Annotated in this window: 16 protein-coding genes; all 16 read right to left on the bottom strand. The window is 36.2% G+C overall.

Translation table 11 applies throughout. The features are described from left to right. Positions 1-10: 10 nt before the first annotated feature. Positions 11-937: a sugar-binding domain-containing protein gene (locus Q3C15_RS06215; protein ID WP_302704666.1), complete on the bottom strand. Its 927-nt coding sequence runs from the start codon at positions 935-937 to the stop codon at positions 11-13. 135 nt (positions 938-1,072) lie between these two features. Then, a complete protein-coding gene (locus Q3C15_RS06210; RefSeq protein WP_302704665.1) occupies positions 1,073-1,720 on the bottom strand; it encodes a PBECR4 domain-containing protein in 648 nt (215 codons plus the stop codon). A gap of 259 nt (positions 1,721-1,979) precedes the next feature. Continuing rightward, entirely contained in the window at positions 1,980-4,640 is a 2,661-nt protein-coding gene (locus tag Q3C15_RS06205; RefSeq protein ID WP_302704664.1) for a YfhO family protein, read from the bottom strand. A 466-nt stretch (positions 4,641-5,106) separates the two neighbouring features. Beyond that, complete coding sequence (locus Q3C15_RS06200) at positions 5,107-6,759, bottom strand: LPXTG cell wall anchor domain-containing protein (protein ID WP_302704663.1); 1,653 nt, start codon at positions 6,757-6,759, stop codon at positions 5,107-5,109. Between the two features lie 195 nt (positions 6,760-6,954). Continuing rightward, entirely contained in the window at positions 6,955-7,950 is a 996-nt protein-coding gene (locus Q3C15_RS06195) for an LCP family protein (protein WP_302704662.1), read from the bottom strand. A gap of 158 nt (positions 7,951-8,108) precedes the next feature. Next, a complete protein-coding gene (locus Q3C15_RS06190) occupies positions 8,109-9,176 on the bottom strand; it encodes a glycosyltransferase (RefSeq protein WP_283600943.1) in 1,068 nt (355 codons plus the stop codon). Between the two features lie 5 nt (positions 9,177-9,181). Further along, on the bottom strand, positions 9,182-10,720 hold the full coding sequence (locus tag Q3C15_RS06185; protein ID WP_283600944.1) for a lipopolysaccharide biosynthesis protein: 1,539 nt from the start codon (positions 10,718-10,720) through the stop codon (positions 9,182-9,184). A gap of 5 nt (positions 10,721-10,725) precedes the next feature. After that, positions 10,726-11,856: an EpsG family protein gene (locus Q3C15_RS06180; RefSeq protein ID WP_283600945.1), complete on the bottom strand. Its 1,131-nt coding sequence runs from the start codon at positions 11,854-11,856 to the stop codon at positions 10,726-10,728. Positions 11,857-11,870: 14 nt separating this feature from the next. Next, positions 11,871-12,854: a Stealth CR1 domain-containing protein gene (locus tag Q3C15_RS06175; RefSeq protein WP_283600946.1), complete on the bottom strand. Its 984-nt coding sequence runs from the start codon at positions 12,852-12,854 to the stop codon at positions 11,871-11,873. Between the two features lie 22 nt (positions 12,855-12,876). Further along, positions 12,877-13,971: a glycosyltransferase family 4 protein gene (locus tag Q3C15_RS06170; protein WP_302704661.1), complete on the bottom strand. Its 1,095-nt coding sequence runs from the start codon at positions 13,969-13,971 to the stop codon at positions 12,877-12,879. Then, on the bottom strand, positions 13,971-14,558 hold the full coding sequence (locus Q3C15_RS06165; RefSeq protein ID WP_302704682.1) for a sugar transferase: 588 nt from the start codon (positions 14,556-14,558) through the stop codon (positions 13,971-13,973). The genes Q3C15_RS06170 and Q3C15_RS06165 overlap by 1 nt, the downstream gene beginning before the upstream one ends. A 168-nt stretch (positions 14,559-14,726) precedes the next feature. Then, entirely contained in the window at positions 14,727-15,668 is a 942-nt protein-coding gene (locus Q3C15_RS06160) for an NAD-dependent epimerase/dehydratase family protein (protein WP_302704660.1), read from the bottom strand. A gap of 21 nt (positions 15,669-15,689) precedes the next feature. Continuing rightward, on the bottom strand, positions 15,690-16,484 hold the full coding sequence (locus Q3C15_RS06155; protein WP_302704659.1) for a tyrosine-protein phosphatase: 795 nt from the start codon (positions 16,482-16,484) through the stop codon (positions 15,690-15,692). After that, positions 16,484-17,293 (bottom strand): CpsD/CapB family tyrosine-protein kinase, encoded by an 810-nt coding sequence (locus Q3C15_RS06150; protein ID WP_302704658.1) that lies wholly within the window; start codon positions 17,291-17,293, stop codon positions 16,484-16,486. Before Q3C15_RS06150 ends, Q3C15_RS06155 begins: the two co-directional genes overlap by 1 nt. Before the next feature lie 3 nt (positions 17,294-17,296). Next, complete coding sequence (locus tag Q3C15_RS06145) at positions 17,297-18,076, bottom strand: YveK family protein (RefSeq protein ID WP_283600952.1); 780 nt, start codon at positions 18,074-18,076, stop codon at positions 17,297-17,299. Between the two features lie 19 nt (positions 18,077-18,095). After that, positions 18,096-19,181, bottom strand: a complete 1,086-nt coding sequence (locus tag Q3C15_RS06140) for a serine hydrolase (RefSeq protein WP_302704657.1) — start codon at positions 19,179-19,181, stop codon at positions 18,096-18,098. Between the last annotated feature and the right edge of the window lie 414 nt (positions 19,182-19,595).

Below are 19,595 nucleotides of genomic sequence, written 5' to 3'. Positions count from 1 at the left end.
TGTCTGATGATCATGGTTTCATTCCTTTACCAATGATTGGGAAATCTTCATGCCGCCCAAATCCTTTAAGGTAAATTGGTTGGTCGTTAATATATACGCCCGCATCTTTGACTTCGACTTTTCGAACCCCAAATTCTTGGGTGTACGTATCGATCACCTCGTCTTCAACCAACAAGCTGATTTTTAGGCGATACAAGTAAGCGTTCATTGGTTGCCATAAGTGCGTATCGCTGATTACTATTTTTTGAATTTCGTTCAACGAACTTCCCTGAACCTGTTCAACCTGTTTTCCGTCTTCATCCAGAATTTCAGCAACCACCTGATCAAAATCTCCGGTAACCTTCACTTCCGGGTTAATAGTTGTCTGCTTTAGATCCGTATCGTACTTAACAACGATTTCGTCAATGTGAGCCGTTCGTGACGTTGTATAAAGTTTAACGGGGCGGTGGATTCCAGCATAGTTAAAGAAATCAAAATTCGGGTCCACATGGTAATTTCCATTTTCTTCCGTCAGCTTTCCAACCGGAATCGTCTTATTGCTTAATAGGTTCGAAACCCGGACTTTAAGGTCGTTTTCGCCGAGATGAATATGCCCATCAAGTTCAATTTCAAATGGCGTAAATCCGCCCTGATGATAACCGACTTGCTTGCCGTTCACATAAACCGTTGCTTCGTGAGTAACCGAGCCAAACCGCAAAACATTGCGTTGCGCCAGTTGCATTTTTGAAACATTAAACGTTGTTTGATACCAAAAATAGCCGTCATGATTACGAATTTGGTGATCGATCACCTGATCATTAAACGATGCCGGCACAGCCATCGTGATCGGGTTCGACAACGGTTGGGCGGGATCGATCGGCTGATCTTCAACCTTGAAATTCCAAAAGCCATCAAGACTGGTTACCATCCGGCATTCATTTGATTCTGGATAAAGCATTCAAAAACCTTCTTTATTAATAAGATACTTCCATTGTAAAATAAAGCGGTTTCAAAGTTAATTTTTTAAATGCATAATTTAGTCAAAAATCTTCGTTTGAAAAATAAAAGTACTTTTTAAGTTGGTATGAAAATGTTAATTAAGCCCTTTTTTCTTATACAGCAAGGTTCTACGGCTCTTCTCGTCAATCAACTCAATCTTCAATATTGCATATCTTTTTTGGCCAGCTTCATACTTTGTCGTCTCGTTAAAAAATAAAGAATTACATACAAGATTATCTTTGACATTTTTATCGCAAACAAAAAAGATATATCCATTTTGGTTGTTTAATTCAAAATTAATTAAATAATCCCAGTTAATTTTCGTTCTAGCACCTGTGTGTTTATTAGAATGAAAGTGGACTTTGATGGTTTCATCATTAAAGATATCCATCATTCTACTTAAAATTTCCAAACGATCAGATATTTGAGAATAAAAATTACTATTTTCAATAATTCGAATACTTTTATCGCTCAATTTTAAGCTGTTAATTTCTTTTTTGATTTTGCGTCTCGTTTTATTATTTAAATCATTTAATTTATGAATGCCAAACAAATGAGGAAAGGAGTAACAATCAAATTTTATTTGTTTAATTGTTAACTTTCCCTTGTAACCTAACGTTAAAATAAAGGTATAATTAATTAATTTTTTACATGATTTGATACATTGTTTTAGCACAATAAATACCTGCAATTCGATTTTAAGTAAAAAAAATAAATGTTTTCCTCGACTACCGGATGACATTTAAAACCGACATAGTGCCATAATAAAAACGTAATATAATTAAATATATTAGTCGAGTCGAATTTATTATGATAACACACAATAGACACTCTAGTTGCCTATAAAGAGCTTTAACTCTTCACCTAGATACTATCATGTTGGATTTTTTTAGTAAAGCAGAAAATAATAGTTTTTACGCTATTATTTTACAATCTGCATCCAAATAATAATTTGTTTTCTGTAAATAAAAAACGCTGTGATTCAAATCACAGCGTTTCTTTTATTTCTTCTTTTCATACCGCCAGCACAGCACTAAAATTGCCCAGGTGATCAAAGTTACAATGATTCCAAGGGTTAATAGCGGTGGCCAGAACGACAAGGTTACATGGTGCCGTCCCGGAGTCATTGGAATTGCTAAGAACGTTCCAAAGGCTTCCCGCGGTTTAACTTTTTGCCCATCAACCTTGGCGCTCCACCCTTTGTTAAATGGAATCGTGGTCATCATCACGTCTTTATCATGCGGAATATCAATGTCGCCTCGTAATTGCAACCGGCCATTATGGGTCAGGTTCCATTGATTATTCATCACAGAATAGATCGTCTTTTCAAATGCTGAAAGGTTAAATTTATAAACCTCAAGATCGTTCAAATAGATCGTCTTGCCGTTATTTGGATTAATATCAATCGTAACATCTTGTCCAGGAGTGTTGGCTGAAACGTTAAATAACGTTGGTTGCGAGCCATTCCCCATTCCTGGCATACTATTGCCGTTGATCGTAATCGATGAGTTCCAAACAATTCCAGTTGTTAACTGAATGTAATATGGTTCAGCGCCGACATTTTTCAGCTGAATCTCATAAGTTGATGGTTGGTTCGGATCAGTGGTGATCAAATTACCGTTAGCTCCACCATCTAATGTGCAGTTAGTCATCTTAGTATGATAGCCAACCTTATCAAAGTATTGCCGATGAGTTCCCGCAATCGTGTTCAACAGATAGCTTTGGTTATCCGCCGTAAAATCACTTGATGGGAAATTATTCTTCGATGACAAAACATCCTTTGTGGTTGCAAACCCGACTGATAATGCCAACGGATTCTGATAAATCGTTACCCCATTGATTCGTTTGACCGGACCATAGAACGAAATATCCGGCCGGTATGAGGTTGCCGGTGTAACCCAGTTGTTATTTTTAACTAAGTTATCAAACTGATCGGTTGGTGCAAGGAAGTACTTAGCTCCCATGACTGAGTCGGTCAGTAACGTTCCTTCCATGTAATTTTCCTTTCCAAGGTAGTTCGGCTGTCCCATTGAATTCATGAAACTTGTAACTGCCGCATTTTGCGTTGAAGTAAATCCTGACAATCCGCGATATCCAGCATTCAGCGAATCATTTTCACTGCGTTGGAAAGTCTTGCCGATCCGGTAGAACGTATGCTCGTTATCCTGATTATTGATCCATGCAATATCACGGTCGAGGTTGGCTACAAAATTCGTATAGCTAACTTCGTTGGCGCCCGGAATATTCTTAATCGTTTGATAACCATTCATTCCGCATTCAGCCGCAATCAAAACAAGCATCAAACCTGAAGCCAGCATCTGCAAGTTAAACTTCTTGATTCGCTTATTCCAGCCCATTAACATCCAGGTCATAATTCCAAAAATTACGATCCAGAATACTAAGGTTGCAATCGCATTCGGAACCGTCAAGAAGTTGAACTTCTTCCGATTAATAAAGATAACAATCCAGCAAATCACTGGAATGATAAACGTAATTGCTAGCTGATAAATTTTCGGCTTTCTAATCTTCGCGAATCCTCGCAAAGCAAGTAAAATCATCCACGTACTTACTAAGTAACTAAACCGGTATGGATAATATACCGGATATTGGAAAGCATGCCATACCAAGTCAAGCGGTTGCCAGCACATTGCAAAGAACATGAAGACACAGACTAACCCTGCCGTGATTTTTTCTCTCCACGGAATCTTCTTTGCTAAGAAGTACAAAATAAAACCGCCGATAATCAAGGCGCCAACAAACAGATTAGGAAAACCGTTTTGAATTTGATTATCATTGACCGTTCCAATCATGAATTTGCTGAACATCTTCCATGGTTGATATTCAATCACGGATTGAATCGTTTGTTGGGTATAAACCCCTTTACTCTTGGTAATATCAAAATAGGTTGGTAAAAGCAGAAAGGCAACGGATCCGGCCGCTAAAATCGAACTGATACTGAACCGGGCTGCTTTCTTTCCAAGCGTTTTCCAGTTTTGCCACTTGCGAACAGCTGTCCAAATGAAATACAAAACTACAAAAATGCAGACCATGTATCCCATATAGAAGTTAATAAACAGCGTTAATGCTAAGAAAATCGTATAGTAAAATGACCGGTCTTCATCAAAAATCTTTTCAATTCCGTATAAAATGAACGGTAAAAGAACTAAAACGTCAAGCCACATGATGTTAAATTCATTAGCTAAAATCCAGCCCATCAAAGCGTAGCAAACCGTTGCAGCCGGAATCCATTTTTGATCTGTCCAGTGCATCTTTTCTAAGCAATAGCCAAGCGCTAAGCCGGCACACCCGTATTTGATCAGCGTCATTATCATTATTCCAACCGGCAGCATGCTCTTCGGGAAGAATAGCAAAATCAAGTTAAATGGACTCAATAAATAATAGGCCCATAATCCTAATGTTTCGCCACCAATTCCATTTGTAAATGAATACAATAACTGGCTTGGATGATGCAACAGTGTATCCTTATAAAACGCAAAAAAGTCAACGTATTGTTCCCCCATGTCATACGTTAACAATGAAAGCTTGCCAAAGGGATACACATGCAATATTGCATAGATAATCGCCATAATGATCAAAGGTAATCCGAAGTACAAAGTCCGGCGAATAACCATTTCGCGTTTTTCTTTACTTATTTTCTTCATCGAAATACCTCTCTCTTATTTATTTTTCTCACAATCATATGGTAATTATAAACCAGTCTCTTATTACTACCAAACCTTTACCTTTAAAAAAACTCCCATGTTTAGTTATAAACTTATAAATAAACCATAAGATGTCCATTAAACCAATCAATTAACATACCGATAATTCAGGTAGGAATATTTTATAAAGCCACTAATTAAAACATCTTACCCATCAATCTTTATAAATTATAATTTGTTGTTCAGAAGTTAAAAATTTAACCTAATATTTTATATTGTCTAACCATTTAAAAGGGTATATATTATTGGATGGAGGGGGGTAACCCCCTTATTTCTAACAATTTAACTTACTCACAGCTCCAAGTTCCCCGCTTGGAGTTTTCCATTTTAGAACCAACACTTACAGTACTCAAAAAAGCCTTAAGGCCAACTTTTCATTTGACCTTAAGACTTTTACTTTTATGAACTAATTTTTCTTCTTTTCAAAAATTATAATTCCCGAAACAATCAACAGGGCTCCGAGAACTGCGACAGCTGATAGTGCTTCTTCACCCGTTTGCGGCATTTTGCCTTGGTGTTTGTTACTACCTGCTGTCTTGCTACTTTCTTTTGTAAAACTCTTACTTGTCTGTTGGCGCGAGTTTGAAATATATTTTACAGGTTGTTTGTGATTTGAAATTGACTTACTGCTTAAGCTCTTTGAATTTGATGTACCCTTGCTGCTTGAACCGCTTAAACTCTTTGAACTTGATGAGCTCTTGCTACTTAAACTGCTTAAACTCTTTGAGCTTGATGTACTCTTGCTGCTTGAGCTACTTAAACCCTTTGAGCTCGATGAGCTCTTACTACTTGAGCTACTCAAACTCTTTGAGCTTGATAAACTCTTGCTGCTTGAAGTTTCAATTGTATCTGGAACTGAAATCTTTACAGTCGTCTTCGTATCTGGAACGTTTACCAGGTATAACTTATTATTGATATGATATCCCTTGGGTGCAACGATTTCCTTTAAATAGTAATCACCAGCATCCAATCCCGTGAAGTGTGCGATTCCGTCAGCACCTGTTGTAGCTTCTCCAACTGACTCATGTCCTTTTGTAAATAAGGCAAACTTAGCCCCTGCAAGAGGCTTATTAGTATTGGCGTCCACTTTCATTACATTAATTCCACCTTGCTTATAGGTAACATCGCCCTTAAGCGTTCCTGGCAGCGTTGCTGAATCCGTTCCGGTTTGAGTCAAATTAGCAGCTGAAATCGTTGCTTTATTCGAATATTGACTCTCATTCGTATTGGTAATCTTGGCTTCATAAGAAACATGGATTGCCAGATTAGTACTTGGAAGACTAATCTTCATTTCAGACCCATTAGTTGTGACCTGTGGGTTGGGGGCGTCAATTGCACCTGTAAATGCCCCGTTAACGTAATATCCTTCCTGAACTTTAACTGAGCCTGGGACCAATTCCATTCCCGGTCCCATGTTATCGGTAATAACAGGATTAGTTAGGTTCGCATTATGGATATTAGCTACAATATCCCAATGAATAATATCGGGATTTGTTTTATCAAACCAACCGACCTTGTTGATAGCCGTGGCCAACGCGCCTGGATTATTATCTCCACTTGGAGTATTACCGGAGCCTTGTCCTGGAACATTGGAGTTATTGGTTGTTGTCGTTGTTGTTCCAATCGTTCCAATGCTAAGACTGATTGTTCGACTTAACTTTCCATGGAGATCGTTATTAAATGTAATAACACCAGTATGTGAACCGGCCTGAATAGATGCGGTTCCTGCAATATTACCGTTCTGATCATATACATTGCAACTCTGGTCAGTTGCAATCTGGACATTATTAGGTACAGTAAAAATGGCTGTGTCTCCATTATTAATTTGAGTTGAATCTGGGATACTTCCTTGATACTTAACCGTGTACGCACGGAATTTACTCAAATCGTTTTGACCCGTAACAATCTTTCCTGTATCGTCGGTAACAATTGCGCTACCAGCATCTAATCCGCTAATGTTGACAGTACTAGCACCTACCCCCCCCATCGAGGTAATAAGGGCTGTAATAAGCATCAGCCCTGTCAAAAACAGGGCACCAAATTTATGTATTTTTTTCATACACTTCACTCCTTAATATATAAACGACTACATTAGGGGATTATGAGAAAAAAACTTTTCATAAATATAAAGTAATTGCAAAGAAAACATTAAGATTTTTCAATCCAAAAATACCCTGTTATCACTTTCAATAATAATAAATAAAAAAGCTTCATCTCCGTCACAAGATAAAGCTTCTAACTTCCAGTATCTATCTTATTCTGTTTGAATCGTTGATGGTTTCAATCCTAATGATTTCCGAATAATGTCAGAAATGTGTTGCCGTTCTTGAACAGAAACAACCTGGAAATCAATCCCATCAAGGGTTTGATTTGATCCTTGAGCGTATGTGCTTTCAACATTCTTTGATGTTCCACGATATGAGAATGCAAGTTTCTTCATATCGCTTAACGTTAAGTCAGTCTTAACTTGAGCAGAAATCAAATCAAGGAAGTCTTTATTCAATACTGTTGATGGTGAGATTGACTTCTTCATCAATGCGGTAATTACTAGACGTTGACGTTCTTGCCGACCATAATCACCCATTGGATCTTGGTGCCGCATCCGGGCGAAATTCAAGGCAGTCTTCCCATTCATGTGTTCTGCTTGACCCTTGGTAAAGCTTGAGCCACCATAACTAAAGGTCAATGGTGAAGTTACGGTTACTCCGCCAACATCGTTAATGGCTTTTTCAAGACCACCCATATTAATCAAAATATAGTAGTCAATTGGAATATTAAAGTGGTTTTCAACCGTCTTGATGGCTTCCTTTACGCCACCATATGTATAAGCTGAGTTAATCTTGGCTGGTGAATACTGTGGGAAGTCAGGGAAGTTAACTTCCATATCACGCGGAATACTTACCAACGTTGTTTGATGCTTTTTCGGATTTAAAGTCATAATCATCATCGTATCTGTCCGACCCTTATAACTTCGGCCTAAAGCACCCGTATCAGTCCCAAGAATTAAAATTGAAACGGGCTTCTTTTGAGCAAGCAACGACGAAGCATTCCGTGAATCACTTGTGCCTGCTTTTTGATACATTTTACTAGTAGTTCCCTTTAAATTATTAAACGCCATCAAAGCGAATACGCCGGTTAAAATAATTAGGACTGCTAAAATTCCTAAAACGACATTTCTTACAATGTGTTTTTTCTTTTTCGGCACTCGATGGTGACTTTGTACCCGTGATAGTTTTTCATCATTATTCATATGACTAGCCTCTTTCGCTTATTTATATAAAACAGAAAATAGCTTTATATCTCATCCTTTCAGATAATGCTACTTTACACAATAAACCCCTTTACGGTTTTTCCCCGTAAATAAGGTATCCCCAGAAGACCTCTTCATTTTAACATATAAAAAATTTTCTAGGAAATGCACCTATTATATATATCTTCCATATCTTTGGTGCATTTAACAATATCGAAGTTGTCGTACTTTTGGAAATCAACCGTTCGTTGTGGCTTTTTTTTCCTATCTCCTAAGATCCGCCTTACCCAATCTTCCATATTCCGCTTACTTAGAACTGTTAAATTATTGCTTATTTTTACTTCCTCTAATGTTCCTTCCTTGGATGTATATACCTTTAACCCGTTAATTTCTGCCTCAACAATTGAAGCACCCAATCCTTCATGTTTTGTCGGTAACACATACGCATCTAAGGCACTTAAATATTTTTCAGGTTCCCTTACATTCCCCGTAAAGATTATTTTATCTTTATGGTCTTGTTGCATGATGCTTTTTTTATATTTACCTTCCCCGACAAAAATACATCTGATGCCATCAACTTTTATAAGTCTTTTAAATATCTCATTGGTATATAGTGGGTCCTTCTGGTCGTCCATCCGTGCAATACACCCTACCAAATACTCATTAGATTTTACCCCAAGTTTATTTCTAATGTCATCACGGTCTTTCTCTGAAAAAGTAAATTTTTCAGTATCAAATCCAAAAACCAATTTAACATCACTATTTTTAGTAAACATAAACTGGGCTGCCTTCTTGCTAACGGCGCATTTCACATCAATATTATTGTTAAAACCTTTTTTTAGTAGTTTATGAACTAGTAGCTTCTTTCCAAGCTGCTTAGAACTATGCGAATGGACAACCACCTTTTTCCCCAGCTGCTTTGCCCACTTGGCTTCAAAATAGGAGAAGGCATATGAAGAATGAATATGAATAATATTATAATTCTTCATTAATTTCACTAGCTCTTTTTTATACTTAAAAATATGTTTAGCCTTCGGAAGTAAGTGATAAACTCTTCCACCCATCTTTTGGATCTCTGCTTCAAAATAATTTTCTTCTGGTGAATGAACCACAAAATCAAACTGATAGCAAGATTTGTCCAAGTTTTCATACATTTCCATCAGGAAGCATTCAATTCCTCCCATATTCATACTTCCGGGTAAAATTTGTAAAATTCTTTCAACCAAAGTCATCAACTCCTTCCCTTAATGATTCCGTGAGCTATTTTTTCTAAAAGCCCCAGTGCATAATCAAAGGCAGCATCTTTATGATAGAAGACTACAAACAGCATATTGTAAAGGAATACACAAAGAATAATATTAATTATTATTTGTAATAATATGTTTGATATATTCCATAAAACAAAGATAGACGTAACCCTAATAATCACAACACTTATTATCGCTGTTACCGTATATTTAATAAATATTTTATAATACTCAAAAACATTTGAATGTAGTCCATATTTATACAAAATTAACGGTTCAATCCATAAATTTAAACACGTCATACTTATGATGGTTCCCAATAATGTTCCTAAAATTCCCAAATGCTTTGCTAAAATTATAGAAAAGCCAACGTTTATAACCGCTTCAATCAACGGCAAGAACCGGTCATACCAGTATATCCCCAATGCATCCCGGTAAGTTAGTACTGGTCTTCTCATTTGATAAATGTAAAAATTCAGAACAATTGCAATTAGAACACTTTCTTTTAAAACAAATCCGCTTCCTACCCATATTTTTATAAACGGATTAAATACCATATATAAGCAACAAGAAACAAACGAAATTAACCAAAAACTAAGGAAGAATATCTTTTCAAAATTGTTTTTTAACTTTCCAGCGGCTTCCGTACCTAGGTTTCCCACACTCGCAATTACTGAATTAAAAATCTGACCAAAGACTATATTTAACGCGTTGGTCACCATCTGATAATTTGAATATTTTCCAACTTCAACAATTCCAGAAAATTTCGAAATAACAATGTTATCAGTTGATGTAACTACAGTCCCGCCAATCTTGTGCAAACTCATTGCATATGTATTTTTGGCAATTAACTTTAACGTTTTGGAATCTAACTTCTTTGCATCCTTTTCTAACAAATACGGATACATTTTATCTGCCTTTTTTGAAATTAAAAAATTCTGAATAAACGTGAAAAGGATCATCACCAAGAGATATACAATATAGTTTCTGTTAATGAGCAATAGCACTCCTTGAATAACACTCATTATTACAAAAGAAACATATGTGTATACCACAGTAATATGTCTATATTGATCTGCAACTATTAGTGATTTTTTATATGAATAAAAATAAGATATTGAACTGTTTACAATAAATAACATAAAAATTAAATCTAGATGCTGAATATTTCCCTTATGTACGAAGAAAGGCAATGTTGGTATAAGTAACATTCCAATAACAAAAACAACAATACCAATTAAAATGTATGCTCTTTTATAGAGTCGCATTAATGCTTTAATCTGCTCGACATCATTTTCAGCCAAAGGTTTATATAAACTATAATTAATCGCCGATCCTATACCTAACTCTGTTAGTGAAAGAGCTGAAACGATACTTGTAAATAAACTATCTATCCCTAAATAGTCCTTTGATAAGGTATGAACAAATATAATCCGTAATATAAAACTAGATAATAACCCAAAAATTTGTCCTACCACAGCATATATAATATTTTTTACTGAATTTTTTGTTCTACTTTCCAATATTATTACCTACTCATAAATATTCTTAACGGGACTGGATAATCATTATAAATCGTTGAATAGTTGAAATAACTCAATTCTCCAGAAAAAATCGTGAATAAGAAGCAAAATACAATTAAAGTTATTCCTAAATAAATTCTTTTGTTTCCGTCTATTATTTTCTTTTCTATTCCATCCGCCAACAGCAAAGAAATAAATTGATAAAAGTAATATGATAGTCTGGCCACGTATACAAAACGTATACCAATAATTGAAAAACAAATTCCGACCATTATTAAGGTTAAGTACTTATTCATATACTCTGGAATCTTACTTTTTGAACTATAGAAAAGACAAATAACAAATAAGTAAAAAATTAAATTTATACATGGTCCCAACACTAACCTTAATTGCACCTTTTGAAAAGTTGCTAAATAAATTGCATATTTTGAAAAAATTGGAATTTTTACTATGAGTTCAATACAAGGAACGATAAAGATTGCTAGCATACAAGTAAGTCCAACCCAATAAGTAAATTTACTAATACTAAATTTAACATTTCGAACGATAATAAAAATTATTCCGACAATAAGGGCCGAAACATGAAATAAACTTGCCAAAAAAGTTAGTACACCAAAACTTAAATATCTTTTTCTTTGTAAAGCAAAATATGCAAAAAACATAATTAGCATTGCCATATATTGTTTTAAGATATTACATGATACGGCAAAAAAGCCCGCTAAGAGCCATATTATAACTGAATAACGTGGATTCATTGAACGCTTTTTAAAAATCATCCATGTCATTAAAACAAAAATTACCGAAGTTACAAAAAATATCGTATACGTCCCACCAATATATTTCTGCACTAAATAACATAATGCTTGAAAAGCGTTTTGATACCTGAATGTTATGACTGCTTTCAGGGAACTAAAATAGTTTAGGACCTCATTGTACAAGACATAGTAAACTTCACCGTCCGATGAGAAGTTACAACTAATTGCAGATACAGTTCCTAATACAATCAGGCTAAGCAGCGCTCCCCGCTTTTTATTTTTCTTAAAAAGATGATTACAAAACAAAAGAAATGCAACAACCATCAAGCACACCAACGTATATTTTAAAGAAAAAACAAACATTCTTGCTACTCGCGGCATAATGCACCTCCAATCTATAATTCAAAAACCGATTTTTCTTTGAATTTTAAACTATATAATTTTTGTAATCTTTTTGTGCTTATCCTAAAATCAGCATTGTTAATTTTAGGAGTATCATTTATACATATAACCTTATGCTTACATTTCTTGATGTCTTTTTCAATACTTTGCAGCTGAGTTAAATCATACTTTTTCCCAAATCGATAACTTCTTGGCTTAAAGTTTCCTAATGCTAATTCCTGATAACGGATTCCATTAATAGATATGTCATTTGTGCTCCGAAATCTATTACGCATTGTCTGTTCTACATAGTCATTATTCTCACTTATAAAATTTTGAAAGCTACTTCTTGTGAATGAAAAAGGAATATGCGGATCTACAAATCGCGTAAATCTTGGCCATGGAAGCAAGCACAGGCTTAGAACGTTCCAATAACCATATTTAACATTAAAATACTTAAAAGGAGCCTTTAAAAGAACGTTTTTCTTATTAAACCTTCTATTGACGGTAATCATATTATTAGCAGTTATGTGATCAAAATCCTCAATTGGCATAATTGCATTTTGGGCAGCAATGTCCTTCGGCAGACCTGTTTGCATATCAAAAAAATCATCTGGCTTTACATAGTCATTTAAAAAGATATCATCATTAAACACCACAAAGTGTTCTGTTAGATCCGAAATATTGTTAATGCTTAACTCAATGACATTCGAATTAAAAGTTGGTAAATACTTTGCTTCAATAATATCTGTATGATCAATTACTCTAATCTTTTCTGAACTTATATCAAGCCAACTAGGGATTTGGTTATCAGTAATTAAATAGATTCTATGCACCCATGACGCATACTTTTCAACTGCTCTAAACCAATACTTAAATATTCCATAATCGCGGAATCTTTCTTTATCCTCTTTTTTCAAAAATCTTTCCTTTTTTGAAATAAGTTGTGGATCACTTCCATCTACCCACGTGACCACAAAATCTATATCAAAACTCATACCATTAATTCTACTTTCTGTTCTAACCCATTAATTCCTTGTAAACATTATTGGTTTTGCTTACCATTTTTTGAATTTCAAAATCTTTTTCGTACAACATACGGGAATTTTCTCCCATTTTTTCTAATAGTTTTGGATTACTAATTACTTTTTCTAAGCAACGCTTTATAGCTTCCTGTGTATTATCAACACAAAAGCCGTTGTCCGCACTTACAATCTCAGGAATTCCGCCAACATTGGAAGCAATAATTGGTTTTCCAAGTGGTAATGCTTCGATTAACGATATCGGTAATCCTTCAAAGTTAGAAATCAGCATTACAATATCTGCATTTTCATAATATTTCGATACATCTTTTACCGTTCCCTCAAAAGAAAAAATTGATTTTTTCTTTTGAGCAAGTTTTTCACATTTTGATTGAAGTTCTCCTTCACCTAAAAAAGTTATGTGTATTTTATCGGAAAGCGAACTTTTATTGATAGTATCAATTAATAGTTCTTGTTTTTTTTGGGGGGAAAACCTAGCTGCCATACAAAGTTCCAGGATATTAGTATTTCGAACTTTTGGAAAATATCCTTTATCCTCAACTCCGTTATAAATAACGATTCCTTTGTCACTTTTTTTAAAACCTTTCAGCTGAGTATTCCATAAATTTTGATCAAACTTTGAAACAAAAATTATTCTATCAGTAAAAGGAACAAGGATTCGCTCCACTATTCTAGCAAAGCGTTCTCTTTTTCTTCCTACTCCCGGGGTAAAAGAACTCCCATGGACCGTAAAAACGACTTTTAAGTTTAATCCAAGCGAAGCAATCCTTCCCAGCGTCCCTGCAACGGTCGAATGTAAATGAACAATATCTGGTTTTGATTGTTTAAGAATTTTTCGTATCTTGCTTATCGTTACTAATACCTTATCTGGCCTTAAATTATTAGTTAGTGTCTCTATTGGATAGACATTAACCTGTGGGAAATTTTTTATAACATCGTCTACCAATCTCCCACATTGACCAACAATCAACTCAACATCATTTTCTCTAGCAACCTGATCTTTAATTAAACTAAATACATGGGACTGTGCGCCTCCCCATGTTCCTTTAGTAATTACATATGCTATTTTCATTATCTTGCTCCATCACCTGTCAAAACAACGCGAATTGTTTCGAGAATAATCTTTAAGTCTTCCTTTAAACTGATATTATCCATGTAGTACTTGTCTAACTTATACTTTTCTTCAGGAGTAACATCGTATCCGCCATGAACTTGGGCATAACCGCTCAATCCAGGAAGAACCCGTAACCGTTGTTCGAAGTCCTTAACTTCTTTACTGAACTTTTCGGTCAATTCAGGCCGTTCTGGACGCGGGCCGATCATACTCATATCACCCTTGATAACGTTCCATAATTGCGGAAGTTCATCGATTCGCGTTTTCCGGATAAACTTTCCGACCTTTGTCACCCGTGAATCGTTCTTTGATGCCCAAACAGCCCCACTGTTCTTTTCAGCATCCGTATACATTGAACGCAACTTGGTTACCTTGAACCGCTTGCCCATTAATCCAACGCGTTCTTGACTGTAAAACATGCTTCCGGGAGTTTCTAACTTAACCAAAATTCCAAAGAGTAATACGATTGGACTAGTTACAACCATTAATCCGCTAGCTGATAAAATATCAAACAACCGTTTAACTGGTAAATAGTCGCTCCTGATTGGTTCTTTAAGTTTATCTTCGTATGAATAGTTGGTTGCAACTTTCTTCGTTGCTTCAACCTTTTTCTTCTTTAATTCTTGACGTTCAACTGGTCGAACCCGGCTAACACGCCGAATACGTGAAATTCCCTTTGGCACACCACTACTTTTCACGATTCTACATTCCTCTTATTTATTGATATATTCCCAATACTTTTTCAAACCAGTTTCAATGTTATAAATCGGTTTGTAACCTAGACCTGCTAACTTACTAATATCAGCATATGAGTACTTGATGTCGCCTTGTCGTGCGGCTTCTTGGTTAATATCAAGTTTCTTGCCCGCGATTTTTTCATATGCTGCAATCATGTCATTAACACTTGTTTTCTTTCCGGCAGCAATGTTATATGTGCCGTGAACTTCAGCTGCTTTATCGCTTCGGGTCAACAGCAGCAATGCATCGATAACATCATCGATGTAGACAAAGTCCCTGACCTGCTCACCATCACCGTAAAGGTTGAATGTCTTTCCTTCTCGAATGCAATCCGTAATAATTGAAATTACTCCTGAATATGGTGAAGATGGATTTTGCTTTGGCCCGAAGATATTGAAGAACCGTACTGCAACGGTTGGAAGATCATATAAGTTGCCATAGTCGATCATGTAACGTTCTGACGCAAACTTATCGATCGCATATGGCGTCAATGGTTTGATTCGCGATAATTCTGTCTTTGGAAGTTGCGGATCGTCACCATAAACCGCTGCTGAAGATGCAAACAAGATCTTCTTTACCGGTAATTTACGCTTCCGAATAACTTCTAACAGGAAAACATTTGCTTCTTGGTTTACCTGGTGGGTTTCATATGGCCGTGCAACTGAATCTGCAACACTGGCAACCCCGGCAAATAAGTAAATGTAGTCAAATTTATTTTTCACTAATAAGTGCTCCATGAATTCCTTATTCGTAATTGATTCTTCGTAGAATGTTACTAAATCTGAATCCGGAATGTTTTCAACTAACCCCATCGATAAATCATCAACGATCGTAACTTTGTCCCCCTGTGCTACTAACCGATCTGCAAGGTTTGATCCTACAAAACCTGCACCTCCTGTGATTAATACATTACTCATGAATATAGTCATCCTCTCATTTTACTTCTTACTCTTAAAAAGTTTGTTCCAAAAACTTTTTTTCTTTGTACGAATTTCTTGAATACCTGGCATCGGAACATCTTCGCCGTTTAAAATTGCCTTGGCATTTTCAGTATATGTAACTGCTTTGTCGCGATCATTATCAACTAATTTTTGATAGGCCGCATTCATTCGGCTTCGTCTTCCCTTATATGCATGAACATCTGAAGAAAACGTTGAGCCAAGATTTGCATCAATAATTTCTTGTGTTAACTGGGTAACTTGTTCGCCAAACGTGTCCAGATAACTGTTCGCTGTCAGTTGCGTCAAACAGCCAGCCTTCACCATGTCGTATAACAATTGGTGATCACGTTGGATTCCTTGATTCCGTTCAGGGTGAACAATTACCGGCGTAATTCCGCGAGCCTGCAGTTCCGGAAAAATATTCCGCATGAAATATTCCGGGACATGCGTATGCGGAAGCTCCAACATAATATAGCGATTATCCGCATCGGCATACAGAATATCATCATGATCGATTGCTTCGATCAAATGTTCCGTTAAGTGAACCTCTTGCCCTGGAAAAACTTTTAACGGAATCTGTTCCCGGTCAAGAATCTGTTGAAACGCCTTTGTCTTCTCAATCACATCTCTTTTATGGTTAACATAGTTACTATCCATATGGTGCGGTGTCAGCAACATGTGCGTTACCCCATCTGCAACTGATTCCCGCGCTAACTCTAAGGATGTTTCTAGGTCTGGTGAACCATCATCAACCCCAGGCAAAATATGTGAGTGCAAATCAACTAATGTCATTATTTTTTACCTCGTTTTTTCGATCCTTTTCTTGAAGAAGAATCGTCGGTGCCATAATAACTGCCACCATAGTAGTTACCATAATATCCGCCGTAGTAGCCGCCTGCTTCTTGAGCAGTAAACCGGTTCATGATAACGCCTAAAATGTTGGCGTTAACCCGTTGAAGAAGTTTAACTGCCCGCATAACGGCATCCTTGGTTGCAATTCCTTGGGGAGTAACCAAGGCAACTCCATCCGCCCGTGCTGCAACGATTTGACCATCAGTAACCGTATCAACTGGCGGGGCATCTAAAATGATGAAGTCATATTTTTCTCTTAAGAAATCCAATAATTGGCTTAACCGTTCTGAACCAAGCAATTCTGCCGGGTTCGGCGGTGTCGGTCCACTTGTTAAAACATCTAGATTTTCAATTTCTGTTTTATCAATCATTTCAGAAACATTAACCGTACTTGCTGAAGACGTAATGATGTTTGATAAGCCATAACGATTTGATACTTTAAAAGTCCGGTGAACTGTTGGCCGCCGTAAATCGGCATCAACTAACAACACCCGTTTCTTTTCTTCCGCCCAGGTAACCGCTAAGTTCGCACTGACCGTTGACTTTCCTTCAGACGGAAGGGCCGACATTACCGCCAAAATCTTGAAGTCTGGATCTAGGAATGAGAATTTCAAGTTCGTCCGAATTGTCCGGTACTGTTCTGAAATTCCAGATTTTGGATCGTCACGGGTAATTAATGCGACCCCATACTTCATACTGTCTTCGTCAAGTTTTGTTTTATTCTTTTTAAACCGATCAAAAAGTCCCATTAACTAAACCCTCCGTTTTCCTGAACCACGTGAAGCAATGTGGCCTGTTGAAATTAACTTCTTAACCTTGCTTGCTGGAATTTCACTAATAATTCCTAATTCATTAAGCCCTAATTCTTCTGTAATGAACGTTTCATCAGAAATCGTGCGATCAAGTCCGTCAAACACAAACGCCAAAACGATCCCTAGAATTATTCCACACAGAGCACCCAAAACGGTATTTACTAAAACTTTAGGGGAAACCGGTCTAGGGTTTTCAACCGCTTTTGATAAAATTGTTACGTTATTAACGTTCATTATCTTGATTACTTTATCTTTAAATACATTTGCAATTGTATTAGCCGCGTCAGCCGCTAGCGCAGGATTATTTGTTTTTACCGTTACTGTAAAGACCTGTGAATTTTGTTGATTGCTAATACTAATCTCTTTCTTTAGCTGACCAGCAGATGTCTGATACCCATCGTTTGCCATCTTCTTACTAACACTATTTAAAATGGTAGGACTTGTAATGATATCTTTATAGGTACTAATCATTTGCACGTCCGCCTGGATTTGTGCCTGGGGAGCATTATCTGCTTGATTGGTATTCATTTTACGATTAACCAGAATATCTGTACTCGAGCTATATTTAGGAGTAACAATGAAAAATGAAATAAATAGCGTTAGAAACGCACAGATCACCGTTGCCCACGCAATTATTTTTTTTCGTTTCCGTAAAACTTTTAAAAATTCTTGTAAATCACTAAACTTTGATGAGTCTTGTTGATTTCTTGATTCATCCATTCAAAATTCCTCCTAAAAATTATTTCAAATCAGCATATGCTTTTTTAACAAGCGAGGTTAAATCATTTTTCCCGTTCGAATCATTGCTCATTAAGACAATCCCTTGCTTGCCATCCTTACTAATTGCAATTGCAGTTCGGTAACCAACAATCTTACCTGAAACGTAATACATATCACCGTCTCTGATTAACCTTCCGCTTGGCTGTTTCCCGATGAAATTCGGGTTATTGCCATATTTTTTGACTAGGAACTGAGTCAATTTTAATAAGTCTTTTGGAGTAGCTACCAACTGATTCTGCCCCATCTGACCATTCATTGCCTTAGCCAATGTTGAGTTATCTGCTAATTGACCATTGCTATAAGGCGCAGCCATCTTACTACCATCAACCTGCGAAGCAAACTTAGTTTCACCCAATTTGGATGGTTTCAAAAACGTATTGGTAATATAATCTTGATAAGACTGATTCGTTACTTGTGAAATGATTCCTTCCAGTAATACATAGTTCACTTCTTGATAATTATATTGACCCGTTGCCCCTAACTCAACGTGGTTAAGATTCCAATTCAATACGTTCATTAATTGATTGTTGGGAATCGAATCATTTGATAATCCTGACGTCATGTCTAATAACGTTTGAACTGTTACTTTATCTGAGGTTGATAATGAATCATAATACTTATTGATTGGCGTTGATAGTTTTAACTTTCCTTGATCAACAAGCTGTAACACTGCAGCTGCAGTCAGCATATTTTCCGTATCGGTTGCTAGATAATATTTATTATGATTCTGTTTGGTACCTTTTCCAACATAGTGAGTACGCGAAATTTTGCCATTTGCTACCGTAGCATAAGAGCCTACGTAACTTTTATCTTTTAACAATTGAGAGATATCTCCCTTTTTAAAAGAACTTGTCTGATCTTTCTCTACCTTAGTTTTAAGTGATGATTTATTTTTCTTTTTTGGCAAACTATCTGTCTTCGAATGTACAATCTGTTGATAAAAAACATGTGCCATACTATTCGTATTATAACGTGCTAAGACACACCCACCAACTCCAAGAAAAACAACAGTTCCTATAATCCAACCGCTCATCTTCTTTGACATATGTAAATTTCACTTTCTATAAAATATAATTAGTACTTCAATAAAATTCCAATATAACCGACAGCATTTTACCATAAACTCAGGTTGGCTTGCCCAAGAAATGGGAAAATTTTAATGTTTTATAAATAATTTCAATAATTATTTTTTCACAGAACAGACTATATCCATCTGCGGCTGTCAATTTTTTGTTTTCAAAATCTTATTGGATTCGTTTATTTCTAATTGCTGTATATAGAAGGTGTAGCAAAGCAACAAAAATAAGCGTAGTAGCAGAAAAGCGAACGAAGCACACAGCAAAGATTCGGAGATTCTCGAACTTCCTCTAGCAGCTCGTTTGTTTTGGACCCCCAATTACGGATATAGCAAAGAGGCTGCGACTTATGTCACAGCCTCTCTAACCACTATTTTTTAATT

The sequence above is a fragment of the Ligilactobacillus sp. 110_WCHN genome (assembly GCF_030518115.1).
GTDB classification, from domain to species: domain Bacteria; phylum Bacillota; class Bacilli; order Lactobacillales; family Lactobacillaceae; genus Ligilactobacillus; species Ligilactobacillus aviarius_C.
Note: the sequence above shows the minus strand (reverse complement) of the source record. Positions and strands in the feature narration are given on the sequence as shown.

Coding starts and splice junctions, on each gene's coding strand:
- Q3C15_RS06145 (WP_283600952.1), bottom strand. CDS start 18,076: ATGGATGAATCAAGAAATCAACAAGACTCATCAAAGTTTAGTGATTTA.
- Q3C15_RS06150 (WP_302704658.1), bottom strand. CDS start 17,293: ATGGGACTTTTTGATCGGTTTAAAAAGAATAAAACAAAACTTGACGAA.
- Q3C15_RS06180 (WP_283600945.1), bottom strand. CDS start 11,856: ATGCCGCGAGTAGCAAGAATGTTTGTTTTTTCTTTAAAATATACGTTG.
- Q3C15_RS06175 (WP_283600946.1), bottom strand. CDS start 12,854: ATGAGTTTTGATATAGATTTTGTGGTCACGTGGGTAGATGGAAGTGAT.
- Q3C15_RS06140 (WP_302704657.1), bottom strand. CDS start 19,181: ATGTCAAAGAAGATGAGCGGTTGGATTATAGGAACTGTTGTTTTTCTT.
- Q3C15_RS06160 (WP_302704660.1), bottom strand. CDS start 15,668: ATGAGTAATGTATTAATCACAGGAGGTGCAGGTTTTGTAGGATCAAAC.
- Q3C15_RS06170 (WP_302704661.1), bottom strand. CDS start 13,971: ATGAAAATAGCATATGTAATTACTAAAGGAACATGGGGAGGCGCACAG.
- Q3C15_RS06195 (WP_302704662.1), bottom strand. CDS start 7,950: ATGAATAATGATGAAAAACTATCACGGGTACAAAGTCACCATCGAGTG.
- Q3C15_RS06215 (WP_302704666.1), bottom strand. CDS start 937: ATGCTTTATCCAGAATCAAATGAATGCCGGATGGTAACCAGTCTTGAT.
- Q3C15_RS06200 (WP_302704663.1), bottom strand. CDS start 6,759: ATGAAAAAAATACATAAATTTGGTGCCCTGTTTTTGACAGGGCTGATG.
- Q3C15_RS06210 (WP_302704665.1), bottom strand. CDS start 1,720: ATGTCATCCGGTAGTCGAGGAAAACATTTATTTTTTTTACTTAAAATC.
- Q3C15_RS06155 (WP_302704659.1), bottom strand. CDS start 16,484: ATGACATTAGTTGATTTGCACTCACATATTTTGCCTGGGGTTGATGAT.
- Q3C15_RS06205 (WP_302704664.1), bottom strand. CDS start 4,640: ATGAAGAAAATAAGTAAAGAAAAACGCGAAATGGTTATTCGCCGGACT.